12 protein-coding genes are annotated in these 12,594 nt (G+C 72.3%); 3 read left to right on the forward strand and 9 right to left on the reverse strand.

The window, feature by feature from the left end; all coding sequences use genetic code 11:
• Complete coding sequence (locus ELY19_RS21985) at positions 1-1,413, forward strand: mycothione reductase (protein WP_126198386.1); 1,413 nt, start codon at positions 1-3, stop codon at positions 1,411-1,413.
• 170 nt (positions 1,414-1,583) lie between these two features.
• Here ELY19_RS21985 and ELY19_RS21990 read toward each other — a convergent pair whose 3' ends face one another.
• From ELY19_RS21990 to ELY19_RS22010, 5 genes are all read right to left on the reverse strand, one after another.
• Positions 1,584-2,417 (reverse strand): alpha/beta fold hydrolase, encoded by an 834-nt coding sequence (locus ELY19_RS21990; RefSeq protein ID WP_126198387.1) that lies wholly within the window; start codon positions 2,415-2,417, stop codon positions 1,584-1,586.
• 11 nt (positions 2,418-2,428) lie between these two features.
• Positions 2,429-3,952: a cobyric acid synthase gene (locus ELY19_RS21995; protein ID WP_126198388.1), complete on the reverse strand. Its 1,524-nt coding sequence runs from the start codon at positions 3,950-3,952 to the stop codon at positions 2,429-2,431.
• Complete coding sequence (gene map / locus ELY19_RS22000) at positions 3,953-4,819, reverse strand: type I methionyl aminopeptidase (RefSeq protein WP_126198389.1); 867 nt, start codon at positions 4,817-4,819, stop codon at positions 3,953-3,955.
• Entirely contained in the window at positions 4,816-5,409 is a 594-nt protein-coding gene (locus ELY19_RS22005; protein ID WP_126198390.1) for a GNAT family N-acetyltransferase, read from the reverse strand. The genes map and ELY19_RS22005 overlap by 4 nt, the downstream gene beginning before the upstream one ends.
• A 173-nt stretch (positions 5,410-5,582) precedes the next feature.
• The gene (locus ELY19_RS22010; protein WP_126198992.1) at positions 5,583-7,409 is read right to left on the reverse strand and encodes a penicillin-binding transpeptidase domain-containing protein; all 1,827 of its coding nucleotides are present in this window, start codon (positions 7,407-7,409) and stop codon (positions 5,583-5,585) included.
• Positions 7,410-7,554: 145 nt separating this feature from the next.
• On the opposite strand from ELY19_RS22010, the gene ELY19_RS22015 reads away from it, so the two are divergent.
• Positions 7,555-8,847, forward strand: a complete 1,293-nt coding sequence (locus ELY19_RS22015) for an acetyl-CoA C-acyltransferase (protein WP_126198391.1) — start codon at positions 7,555-7,557, stop codon at positions 8,845-8,847.
• A gap of 84 nt (positions 8,848-8,931) precedes the next feature.
• Here ELY19_RS22015 and ELY19_RS22020 read toward each other — a convergent pair whose 3' ends face one another.
• Complete coding sequence (locus ELY19_RS22020) at positions 8,932-9,663, reverse strand: SDR family NAD(P)-dependent oxidoreductase (RefSeq protein ID WP_126198392.1); 732 nt, start codon at positions 9,661-9,663, stop codon at positions 8,932-8,934.
• A 39-nt stretch (positions 9,664-9,702) separates the two neighbouring features.
• Between ELY19_RS22020 and ELY19_RS22025 the strand changes: the two genes are divergently transcribed.
• On the forward strand, positions 9,703-10,074 hold the full coding sequence (locus ELY19_RS22025) for an ion channel (protein WP_126198393.1): 372 nt from the start codon (positions 9,703-9,705) through the stop codon (positions 10,072-10,074).
• On the opposite strand, the gene ELY19_RS22030 is transcribed toward ELY19_RS22025, so the two are convergent.
• Genes ELY19_RS22030 through ispG form a run of 3 tightly spaced genes read right to left on the reverse strand, consistent with a single transcriptional unit; the run spans position 10,071 to position 12,585 of the window.
• Positions 10,071-10,547: a DUF456 domain-containing protein gene (locus ELY19_RS22030; protein WP_227967035.1), complete on the reverse strand. Its 477-nt coding sequence runs from the start codon at positions 10,545-10,547 to the stop codon at positions 10,071-10,073. The two genes, ELY19_RS22025 and ELY19_RS22030, sit on opposite strands and share 4 nt — an antisense overlap.
• A gap of 6 nt (positions 10,548-10,553) precedes the next feature.
• Positions 10,554-11,387, reverse strand: a complete 834-nt coding sequence (locus ELY19_RS22035) for a GNAT family N-acetyltransferase (RefSeq protein WP_126198394.1) — start codon at positions 11,385-11,387, stop codon at positions 10,554-10,556.
• A 49-nt stretch (positions 11,388-11,436) separates the two neighbouring features.
• Positions 11,437-12,585, reverse strand: a complete 1,149-nt coding sequence (gene ispG, locus ELY19_RS22040; RefSeq protein WP_126198395.1) for a flavodoxin-dependent (E)-4-hydroxy-3-methylbut-2-enyl-diphosphate synthase — start codon at positions 12,583-12,585, stop codon at positions 11,437-11,439.
• Positions 12,586-12,594 lie beyond the last annotated feature (9 nt).

Raw genomic sequence — 12,594 nt, forward strand, 5'->3', positions numbered from 1 at the left:
ATGGCCGAGCGCGTCTTCGACCTCGTCATCATCGGGTCCGGGGCCGGCAACACCATCCCCGACCACCGCTTCGACGACCGCTCGATCGCGATCGTCGACAAGGGGCAGTTCAACGGCGCCTTCGGCGGCACCTGCCTGAACGTCGGCTGCATCCCGACCAAGATGTTCGTCTACCCCGCCGACGTCGCCGATGAGGCCCGCGAGGGCGGCGTGGTCGGCGTCGACGCGGAGATCACCGGCACCCGATGGGCCGACATCCGGGACCGCGTCTTCGGCCGGATCGACCGGTACGCGGCGGGCGGGCTGCGGTACCGCGAGGGCGACACGTGCCCGAACATCACGGTCTTCCAGCAGGAGGCGTGGTTCCTGCCCTCCTCCGGCGACGGCCTGCACCGCCTCGAGCTGGCCGACGGCACCGTGGTCTCCGGGCGCGACGTGGTGATCTCGGCGGGCTCGCGCCCGGTGATCCCGCCGGTGTTCACCGCCGAGGGCGCGGCGCCCTTCCACACCAACGACACGATCATGCGGCTCGACGCTCTGCCGGGGCGCGTGATCATCGTGGGCGGCGGCTACATCGCGGCCGAGTTCGCGCACGTCTTCGCCGGCCTCGGCGCCGAGGTCACGGTCGTGGCGCGGGGCGAGCGGCTGCTGCGCTCCCAGGACCAGACCATCTCCGAGGCGTTCACCGAGGCGGTCTCGCAGCGGTGGGACGTGCGGCTCGGCACCGAGGTCACCGCGACCCGGCCGGCCGGCGACGGCGTGGAGGTCGACCTCACCGACGGCGGGGCGGTGGCGGGCGACGTGCTGCTCGTCGCGACCGGGCGCACGCGCAACGGGGACACGCTCGCGCTCTCGGCGATCGGCATCGAGCTCGACGACGCCGGCCGCGTCCCGGTCGACGAGCACCAGCGCACGCCGGTCCGCGGCGTGTGGGCGCTCGGCGACGTGAGCACGCGGTTCCCGCTGCGGCACGTCGCGAACCACGAGGCCCGGGTCGTGGCGGAGAACCTGCTGTCGGGCTGGGACTCCCCCGCCGCGACCTCCGATCACCGGTTCGTGCCGGGCGCGGTGTTCTCCCGCCCGCAGGTGGCGTCGGTGGGGCTGACGGAGGCGGAGGCCCGCTCGCGGGGCATCGACGTGGCGGTCGCCGAGCAGCGCTACGCCGACATCGCCTACGGCTGGGCGATGGCCGACGCCGACGGGGTGTGCAAGCTCATCGCCGACCGGTCCACGGGCCTGCTGGTCGGCGCGCACATCGTCGGGCACCAGGCCTCGGCGCTGATCCAGTCCGCGATCACGGCGATGTCCTTCTCCATCCCGGCGCAGGAGTTCGCGCGCGGGCAGTACTGGATCCACCCGGCGCTGCCGGAGTTGGTCGAGAACGCGCTGCTGGGGCTCGGGAAGGACGCGTGATCGCGGGAGCCGCACGAGGTAGAGTCATATGCATGATTCAGCATGATTCTTTCGTTCCCGGCTGCTCCAACCCGAACTGCACGTGCGAGAACTGCTCGTGCGGCGACAGCTGCACCTGCGGCAGCGACAAGTAACGCGGACCGCTGCGGACCGGCCGCGCGGGAGCGCGGTCAGTTCCGCAGCGTCCGCAGCGCGATCTCCGAGGCCAGCGCCGCGGGCGCGCGCAACGGGAGCCAGTGGTCACCGTCGGGCACCTCGCTGAGCCGGTAGTCGGCCCGGAGGTAGTGCGCGGTGCCCTTGGCCTGCGCCGCGCCCGCGATCGCGTCCCGGTTGCCCCACACCAGCGTGGTGGGCACCTCGATCACGGGGCACTCCAGTCCTTCGCCGCCCGGCGCGAGGTTCGCGCGATACCAGTTCAGGGCGGCCGTCAGAGTCGGCTCGTCCGCGAGCGCCTCGATGCCGCCGCCGGGCGCCGTCGCGAGGAGCGTGCGCGCGTTGTTGGCCAGCAGCGCCTTCTCCGCCTCACCGGACCGCAGGAACAGCTCGAGGTAACGCGAGCGCTGCCGCTGGTCCTGATCGGTGGCCATCGCGTCGCCGAACGCCGACGGGTGGCCGAAGGAGACCGCCGTCAGGCTCATGGCGCGCAGCGGGTAGGCGGCCGCGAAGTGCCACGCCACCGTCGCGCCGAGGCCGTGACCCACGACGTGCGCGTAGGGCACGTCCAGCGCGTCGAGAACACCGGCCGCGTCCTCCGCGAGGTGTTTCATCGTGTACTGGTCGACGCCCACCGGGCGCGCGCCCGCGCTGTACCCCCGCTGGCGGGGCGCGATGGTGCGCAGACCCGCCTCGTGGAGTCTCTCCCGGACCTGGTCGAAGCACTCCTCGGTCTGCGGGAATCCGTGCAGCAGCAGGACGGGCACGCCGTGCTCAGACCCCCCGACCGACACGTCGAAGGTCCACGAGCCCGTGGGCACCTGCACCGTGTCAGCTGAATCGATCGGCATGGTCGTCAACGCTAGTCACTGATGATCCGAATGGTCGGCAGGATCGCCGAAAATGCGACAGGTGAAAGCAAAGGTTCCAGAATGGCATCGACGTCCCCGTGCTCCTCGAGCGCGTCGGCGATCGTGTCGAGCTGCGCGAGGCGCGCACCGTCGTAGCTCACGGACGGCCCGGGGTCGTGGCCGGGGAAGGCTCGGGCGAGGTAGGCCCGGCGGAAGTCGTCGGACCCGAACAGCCCGTGCCAATGGGTGCCGAGCACCTGCGGCGTGAGCGCCCCCTCCGGGCCGTCGGGGCCCTGCAGCGCAGGACCTTCCGCGTTCCGGACGACGGTGCCGTGGTGGATCTCGTAACCCGTCGCGCCCACGCCGAGCCCGGTGCCGGCGACCGTCCGGACGCACTTGGTGCGCGCGAACACGACGTCGAGATCGAGGATGCCGAGGCCGTCCACCCGGGTGCCGGCGGGCGCCTCGACGCCGGACGGGTCGCTGATGGTGCGGCCGAGCATCTGGTAGCCGCCGCAGATACCGATGATCGGGCGGCCGGCAGCGGCGCGCCGGACCAGCGCGTCCGCGAGGCCGTTGCCGCGCAGCCACGTGAGGTCGCCGACGGTGCTCTTGCTGCCGGGGAGCACGACGAGGTCGGCGGCGGCGACATCGGCGGCCCGGGTCGTCCAGCGGACCGTCAGACCGGGTTCGCACGCGAGCGCCTCGACGTCGGTGGTGTTGGAGACGCGCGGCAGCGCGACGGCGGCCACCCGGAGCGCATCGGGCCGGGTGGAGCCGCGGCCGACGAGGTCGGTGCCGAACGCGGCGAGCGAGTCCTCGGCGTCGAGCCAGAGGTCGGCGAGGTACGGGAGCACGCCGAGCGTGGGACGTTTCGTGAGGTCCGCGAGCTGCTCGAGGCCGGGTTCGAGGATCGAGCGGTCACCGCGGAAGCGGTTGACGAGGAATCCGTACACGAGGCGCTGGTCCTCGGGCGGCATCACGGCGACGGTGCCGGCGAGGTGCGCGAGCACTCCCCCGCGGTCGATGTCGCCGACGATCAGCGTCGGCAGGCCCGCTGCCCGGGCGAGCCCCATGTTGGCGATGTCGGTGGCGCGCAGGTTGATCTCGGCGGGGCTGCCGGCGCCCTCGCACAGGACCACGTCGAACTCGTCGCGCAGGCCCTGCAGCGTGGTGGTGACCTCGTCGAGCAGCCACTGGCGGCGGGTGACGTAGTCGCGGGCGCCCACGTCGCCGACCGCGCGGCCGTGGAGCACGAGCTGGGAGCGGCGGTCGCTGCCGGGCTTGAGCAGGACGGGGTTGAACCGGACCGACGGGGCCAGCCCGCACGCGAGCGCCTGGGTCGCCTGGGCGCGGCCGATCTCGCCGCTGGTGCCGTCCGGTTCGACGGTGGCGACGGAGTTGTTGGACATGTTCTGCGCCTTGAACGGCGCGACCCGCACGCCCCGCCGGGCCAGGAGCCGGCACAGGCCCGCCGTGATCGTGGACTTGCCGGCGTCCGAGGTGGCGCCGGCGATCAGCAGCGCCCCGCGCATCTAGGCGGCGTCGCTCGGCAGGGTGAGGATCTCCGCACCGTCGTCCGTGACGACGAGAGTGTGCTCGAACTGCGCGGTCCACTTCCGGTCGGCGGTGACGACCGTCCAGCCGTCGGGCCAGATCTCGTAGTCGAGGCCGCCGAGGTTGATCATCGGCTCGATGGTGAACACCATGCCCGGCTCGAGCACTGTCTCCACGTTCGGCTCGTCGTAGTGCAGCACGACGAGGCCGTTGTGGAAGGTCTCGCCGATGCCGTGGCCCGTGAAATCGCGGACCACGGTGTAGCCGAAGCGATTCGCGTAGGACTCGATGACGCGGCCGACCACGTTGAGCTCGCGGCCGGGCTTGACCGCCTTGATCGCCCGCTCGGTGGCTATCTTCGTGCGCTCGACGAGGAGGCGGTGCTCCTCGGAGACGTCGCCGGCGAGGAAGGTGGCGTTGGTGTCGCCGTGCACCCCGTCGATGTAGGCGGTCACGTCGATGTTGACGATGTCGCCGTCCTCGATCACCGTCGAGTCCGGGATGCCGTGGCAGATCACCTCGTTGAGGCTCGTGCAGCAGCTCTTGGGGAAGCCGCGGTAGCCCAGCGTCGACGGGTAGGCGCCGTGATCGAGCATGTACTCGTGCGCCACCCGGTCGAGGTGGTCGGTGGTGACTCCGGGAGCCACCTCGGCACCCGCGGCCTGCAGGGCGTCGGCGGCGATCCGCGAGGCGACGCGCATCCTCTCGATCGTCTCGGGCGTCTGCACCCACGGCTCGTTGCCCTCGTTCGCCGACGGCTTGTCGACGTACTCGGGCCGCACGATCGTCGCCGGGACGGCCAGACGGGGTGAGACGGTGCCGGGGACGAGTGCAGCGCGGGTCATCCGTTCAGCGTAATCGGCGCCGCGCGCACACCGTCGGGCCCCGTCTGGATCCAGTAGTGGCAGACGGGTTCGAGGAAGTCGTGGCCGATGCCGTAGTCGTCGACGGGGCGGATCCGGGTGAGCACACCGCCCGCGGATTCGGCGGTGCGGCGCGAGGCCAGGTTGCTCTCGTCGCAGGTGACGAGGACCTCGGTGAGTCCGAGCGCGCCCGCGCGGCGGACCACCTCCCGCAGCGCCGCCGAGGCGACGCCCCGCCGCCGCGCCGAGGGCCGCACGTGGTAGCCGACGTGGCCGCCGAGCTCGGCGAGCATCGGACTGAGCTCGTGCCGGAGCTGGATCGCCCCGAGGTACCGGTCACCGTCGACCATCCACCAACTCGTGGCGGGCACGCGGTCGCCGCCGCGGTCGACCGTCGCCTGCTCGTTCAGGCGGTCCACCCAGGTCGCGAAGTCCGACGGTGCCGTCAGGTCGAGGTCGCCCGCGAGCGCGCCACCGGAGCCCGGGTGGTGCGTCACGTCGCCCCACTCCGCGACGTTGCGCAGCCACTCGTCGTGCCAGTCGGCGGCCGGTGCCATCAGCTCGATGTCCATGGGAACGAGCGTCCCGCGGTCCCCGTCGGCTCCGCAAACGAATTCGTGGGGCGTTGACGGTGTTCGCGCGGGACGTTCTGACGGATCATCGGGGTGCAACCCGATGACGAGTGAGAACCTCCCGCAGGTAGGAGGTGGCGCCGCTCGGGGGCCGGCCTCGCACTCGGGCGTGCTCAGTTCGGGGCGGCGGGGACGGGCGCGTCGAAGCGGTCGAAGAACTCCTTGGTGACCGCGACGGCGTTGTCGGAACTGCCGCCGAGCACGACGAGGGTGGCGAAGGCCAGGTCGCCGCGGTAGCCGACGAACCAGGCGTGCGAGCCACCGTCGACCTCCGCCTCACCGGTCTTGCCCAGGATGTCGCCCGAGCCCCGGATCAGCTCGGCGGTTCCGGAGGCGACGACCTCGCGCATCATGGCGCGCACGCCGTCGGCGGCCTTGGCGTCGAGCGGCGGACGTTCCCCGTCGACCTTGGTGGGCTTGCCGAGGAGGAGCTGCGGGGTGACCGCGCCGCCGTGCGCGACGGAGGCGACGGCCAGCGCCATGGCGAACGGGCTGACCAGCACCTCGCCCTGGCCGAAGCTGTCCTCGACCTGGTTGACCATGGCCTTGGCCAGGGGGTACTGCCCGGAGGAGACGGGTAGCCCGGCGATCGCGTACTCCGGGCCGATGCCGAGCTCGGCGGCCGCGGTGGGCAGCGCCTCGGGCTTGAGCTTGGCGCCGAGGAAGGCGAAGCTCGTGTTGCACGAACGGGCGAAGGCGCGCTGCATCGATACGTCGCCGAGGGCGAAGCGGTTGTAGTTGGGCACCTCGCGCTCACCGATGGTGAGCGTCCCGGGGCAGGGCACGATCGTCTCGGGCGTGGCGATGCCGGCGGAGATCGCCGCGGTCGCGGTGACGATCTTGCCGGTCGAACCCGGGGGATAGAGGCCGGAGGTGGCGAGCGAACCGAGCTTGTCGGCCTCCGGGTTCTGAGCGACGGCGAGCACGTTGCCGGTGGACGGCTGGATCACGACCATCATCGATTGGCGGTCGCGGCGGGTGTTCACGGCGGCCTGCGCCGCCGCCTGCGCGATCGGCGAGATGCTCACCGAGACCGCGGGCGCCGTCTGCGGCGCGGTGGACGACAGCGTGGACACCCGCGCGCCGGTGTCGGCCTGCGCGATCACCTCCCAGCCGTCCTTGCCCGCCAGGTCACCCGTGACGTTCCGCTTGATCGACGACATGAGCGCCGGCGCGAACGTGCGGTCGGTGGGCACGAGGTCCGCCTGCTCGACGAGCGTGACACCCGGCAACGTCGTGACGTCGCCCGCGAGCTTGCGGAGGTCGTCCTGGTTGACCGAGGCCACGGTGTACGGCGCGCCCAGCGAGGTGGCCTGTTCGGTGATCTGCACCGGGTCGAGCGCGGGCAGGATCGGCTGCAGGGCGCGCGCCAGTTGCCCCGCGACGTCGAGGACCGTCGTGGGCGCCGGGACCTTGGCGGCGTCGATCCGGATGCGGGTGATCACACCGGGCACGAGCACCGAGCCGCCCGACGCGGAGTTCACGGGCGCCTTGTCCGCGGGCAGGGCCCGCAGCACCATCGTCTGGTTCGCCCCCAATCGCGGGTGCAGCACCGACGGCGCCCAGCGCACCCGCCACTGCCCGTTCTCCTGGACGCCGGTCAGCGTTCCGCGGTAGTCCCAGGTGCGGCTGGAGCGGCCCTGCTCGGCCGGAAGGTCCCACACGTACTCGTACTCGACCTCGCTCGTCGCGCCGGTGGTCCGCACCTGCCCGACCTTGAGTTGGACGCCGCGCGCCTGCAGCCCGTCGAAGGCGTTCTCGAGGGCCTTCTTCGCGGTCTCGGGTGAGGTGGTGAGCGCGGCGGCGCCGTCGAGGTCCTTGTCGGCGAGGGCGGCTCCGAACCGCACCGCCAGCGGGCCGGGCCCGTTGCTGTTCGCCGGCGAGCAGCCGGCGCTCGCGACCATCGCCACGAGGGCGACGATCACGACGGCGCGGCGCATCGGCTTCTTCACCGGGCCAGCGTATGACGGTGCACCGTCGGGTTCGGGTTGCCGCGCGGGGCTGTGGCCGCTGAGGCGGACGTGACGGGTGGAACGCGGTGACCTGAGTCACGCGCCGGAACTGACTCGTGAGTAAGATCGCGGCATGACAACTCCGCAGAGCCGCCGCGCCGTCATCGTCTCCGGCGCGCGCACCCCGTTCGTCCGCGCCTTCGGCGACTACGCCCAGCTCGACAGCATCGCGCTGGCCGACCACGCCGTCCGCGGCCTCCTCGACCGTGTCCCGGCCGCCGCCGACCGCATCGAGGCGATCGTCTGGGGCGGCGTGATCCTGCCCCCGGGAGCGCCCAACATCGCCCGCGAGATCGCGCTCGACCTGGGCCTCGGCCACGGCGTCGAGGGACACACCGTGACCCGCGCCTGCGCGTCGGGCCTGCAGGCGATCACCACCGCCGCCGCGGCGATCGAACGCGGCGAGTACGACGTGATGATCGCCGGCGGTTCCGACTCCGTCTCCAACGCGACGGTCAACCTGCCGCAGAAGCTCGTCCAGGCCGCCGCTCCCCTCGCACTCGGCAAGCCGTCGCCGCGCGCCTACCTGGACGCCGCGATCGGACTCGCCCCGTTCACCGGCCTGCTCCCCAGCCGCCCCCGGATCGAGGAGCGGACCACCGGCGAGGTGATGGGCGAATCGGCTGAGAAGATGGCGCGCATCCACGGCGTGACCCGCGAGGCGCAGGACGCGTTCGCCGCCCGCTCGCACGCCCGCGCCGCCGCGGCCATCGCATCGGGCCGGTTCGACCGCGAGGTGGTGCCGGTGACCACGCCGGACGGGAGGACCGTCGCCCGCGACGGCCTCGTCCGCCACGACACGAGCGCCGAGAAGATGGCGCGGCTCAAGCCCGCCTTCGAGCGCGACGGCACCGTCACCGCCGGCAACGCCAGCCCGCTCACCGACGGCGCGGCCGCGGTGCTGATCATGAGCGAGGAGAAGGCCCGCGAGCTGGGCCTGACGCCCCTGGCCGCGATCCGGTCCTGGAGCTACGTCAGCGTGGACCCGGCCGACGAGGTGCTCATCGGCCCGGCGATCTCCATGCCGCGCGCCCTGGAGAAGGCCGGCCTGAAGCTGGAGGACGTCGACCTCGTCGACATCCACGAGGCCTTCGCGGCGCAGACGCTCTCCGTGCTCGACGCGCTCGCCAGCCCGGAATGGGCCGCCGAGCGCCTGGGTCGCGACACCGCCGTCGGCGAGGTCGATACCGACAAGCTGAACGTGCACGGCGGCTCCGTGTCGATCGGTCACCCGTTCGGCGCCACCGGCGCCCGCATGGTGACCACGATGGCGAACGAGCTGGCGCTCACCGGCAAGGACACCGCACTGCTCGGCATCTGCGCCGCAGGCGGGCACGGCGCGAGCGTGGTTCTCGAGCGCGTGTAGCAGGAGAACCGGCCGAGTCCGCGGTCGCGACCGGATGGGAGCAGCTCGGCGCGGACCGGCCGATTCCTCGACGCGGCCCGTGTCCTAGGTGACCGACAGGCCACCGTCGACGCACAGGTTCTGGCCGGTCACGAACGCCGATCCCGGCCCGGCCAGGAAGACCGCCGCGGCCGCGAAGTCCGACGGCGCGCCGAGCGTCCCGGTGTGCGCGCGGCGCCGGAAGTACCCGGACCGTTCGGGGTCGGCGAGCACGGCCGTGGTCATCGGGGTATCGACCAGTCCGGGCGTCAGCGAATTCGCGGTGACGCCGGACGGCGCCCACGCCTCCGACTGGGAGCGGGTGAGCCCGGCGATGCCGGCCTTCGCGACCCCGTACGCGCCGCTGTTGCCGAACGCACGGTGCGCCTGCGTCGAGGCGACGTTGATGATCCGGCCCCAGCCGCGCGCAGCCATCCGCGGCCCGTAGTGCTGGCCGAGCTGGAACGGGGCGTCGAGGTTCACCGCGAGGATCTCCCGGTAGAGCGCATCGTCGATCTCGCCGAGCGGGGGCCGCGGATTGGTGCCCGCGCAGTTGACCAGGATGTCGACGGCGTCGGTCCGGGCGTCGGCCTGCGCGATGAGGTCGGCGGCGCCGCGCGCGAGGTCGGCGCTGATCCCGTCGGGCCCGAGCCGAGCCCGGTCGCGCCCCGCCCGCACCACGCGGGCGCCCGCGCCGGCGAGTGCCTCCGCGATCGCCGCGCCGATCCCCGAGCTCGCGCCCGTGACCAGGGCCGTGCGGCCCGTGAGGTCGAACAATGCCGAGACCGCGGATCGCATGCCGGACACCCTACGCGGCGCCGCGGATAGGCTGGGGACGTGTTGGGCCTGACATTGATGTTCAAGAGGCTCGCCGGTGCGATCCGCACGAGCTGGCGGGATCCGTCGATGCGCGGCGCGGTGCTCAGCCTCGTGATGATCGTGACCGCGGCGACGGTCTTCTACACGCTCACCGAGAAGTGGTCCGTGATCGACTCACTGTTCTACGCGGTATCGGTGGGCCTGCCGATGGGCAACGGCCCCCTGAGCCCCACGCTGACGCTGTCGAAGATCTTCACGCTGGTCTACGCGGTGCTGGTGGTGGGGCTGTTCGTCACCGTCGGCGGCTCGCTCGCGAGCTCGCTCGTGCAGAACAACACCGAGCGGATCAGCCGGCTCGCGGAGAAACGCGCCCGCGACGAGGAGCGCTAACTCAGCACGGCGGCGAGCCAGATCGCGATGGCCCCCAGCGCCCCGGCCAGTTCGATGAGGATGAGCAGGCCCGCGGCCCTGGTCGCCGCGAGCGCGGCCCGCCAGCCGGCCTTCGCGTCCCCCAGCCGGATCGCCTCGGCGGCGAACGTGCCGCCGACGAAGCCGATGACCAGGCCGACGACGGGGATCACGAAGAAGCCGACGATGCCCGCGACGCCGCCGATGACCAGCGACCACTTCCCCACCCCGGCCTTGGCCATGGTGCGCCCTCCGACGAGGTACTTCACGCCCCAGGCGAGCACCATCACCGCCAGCGCCGCGGCGAACACCCACCAGGCGCCGCCACCCGTGACGATCGCCCAGATCAGGATGCCGAGCGCGACCAGCGACGAACCCGGCAGGACGGGGACGACGATCCCCAGCAGGCCGATCACCATCAGCGCGACGACGGCCGCGTACCCCCATGCGTTCACGAGGTACTAGGTAAGCAGAACGGTGGCGAACGTCGCCACTTGGCGGAACCCCACGCGCTCGTAGGCGCGCCGCGCCGCGAGGTTGAAGCTGTTGACGTAGAGGCTGGGCAGTCGGCCGGACCGGAGCACCGCAGCGGCGACCGCCGCCGTCCCGGCGCCGCCGAGGCCCTGCCCGCGCAGGTCGGGCCGCACCCACACGCCCTGGATCTGCCCGACGGTCCGCGACACGGCCCCGACCTCCGCCTTGAAGGCGACCTCGGCACCGTCGAACAGGACGTACGCGCGCCCGGCGAGGATCGTGTTGGCGACCCTGCGCCGGTAGGCGCGGCCGCCGTCGGTGCCGCGCGGGTCGACCCCGACCTCGGCGGTGAACATGGCGATCGCGGCGTCCAGGTAGCGGTCGAGTTCCCCGAGGCGGGCGGGCCGGACCGCGGCGTGCGCGAACCGGGAGGGCTCCGGCATCGTCATCAGCGGCTGGTCCGGCCGGATCTCCCGGGCCGGCCCCCACGCGCCCTCGAGCCCCTCCCACAGCGGCAGCACCATCTCAGCGCGGCCGACGACCGACGCCGCGGCTCGATGCGCGCGACCGGCGCGGCCCGCGAAGTAGCGCATGTCCTCCGGGTCGCCGCGCAGCGGCATGAGGTTCGCGCCGGAGAAGCACAGCGAACTGCCCGCGTCCCGGTGGGTCCAGAGCTCGCCCCCGAGGCGTCCGGGCTCCGTGCCGCACTCCTGTACGCGGCCCGCGACCATGCAGGCGGCGACGGGGTCGTCGTCGAGGACGGCCAGCACCTTCGGCAGGTCCCTCGGCGGGACCGGCCGTTCGTGCAGCATCCTCAGCAACGCGGCTCCTCACCCCTGACACGGACCGCCGCATGCGACGGCCCGCGACCTACGACACCGTGACGACCGGTGTCCCGCTTTCACTATCCCCCGACTCCTCCGCGATGCGCAGGGCTTCCTCGATCAGCGTCTCGACGATCTTGGATTCGGGGACCGTCTTGATGACCTCGCCCTTGACGAAGATCTGGCCCTTGCCGTTGCCCGACGCGACGCCGAGGTCGGCCTCGCGGGCCTCGCCGGGGCCGTTGACGACGCAGCCCATGACGGCGACGCGCAGCGGCACCTCCATGCCCTCGAGGCCGGCCGTGACCTCGTTGGCCAGCTTGTACACGTCGACCTGCGCGCGGCCGCACGACGGGCAGGAGACGATCTCCAGCTTGCGGGGCCGCAGATTCAGCGACTGCAGGATGGCGTCGCCCACCTTGATCTCCTCGGCCGGCGGCGCCGACAGGGAGACGCGGATGGTGTCGCCGATGCCCTCGGCGAGCAGCGCGCCGAACGCGACGGAGCTCTTGATGGTGCCCTGGAAGGCGGGGCCGGCCTCGGTGACGCCGAGGTGCAGCGGGTAGTCGCACTGCGCGGCGAGCTGCCGGTAGGCCTCCACCATGATCACCGGGTCGTTGTGCTTGACGGAGATCTTGATGTCGCCGAAGCCGTGCTCCTCGAACAGCGACGCCTCCCACAGCGCCGACTCCACGAGCGCCTCGGGCGTGGCTTTGCCGTACTTCTCCATCATCCGCTTGTCCAGCGAGCCGGCGTTGACGCCGATCCGGATCGGGATGCCCGCGGCGCCGGCCGCCTGCGCGACCTCCTTGACGCGGCCGTCGAACTCCTTGATGTTGCCCGGGTTCACGCGCACCGCGGCGCAGCCGGCGTCGATCGCCGCGAAGATGTACTTCGGCTGGAAGTGGATGTCGGCGATCACCGGGATGTTCGCCTTCTTGGCGATGATCGGCAGCGCGTCGGCGTCCTCCTGCCGCGGGCAGGCGACGCGCACGATGTCGCAGCCCGACGCGGTGAGCTCCGCGATCTGCTGCAGCGTGGCGTTCACGTCGTGCGTCTTGGTGGTGCACATGGACTGCACCGAGATGGGGCTGTCGCTGCCCACGCCGACGCCGCCCACGTTGAGCTGACGGGTCTTGCGGCGGGGTGCGAGCGTCGGGACCGGGGCTGCCGGCATTCCCAAACCTACGGACATTTCCTGCTA

Origin of the sequence: Tsukamurella paurometabola (assembly GCF_900631615.1) — a bacterium.
Lineage (GTDB): Bacteria > Actinomycetota > Actinomycetes > Mycobacteriales > Mycobacteriaceae > Tsukamurella > Tsukamurella paurometabola_A.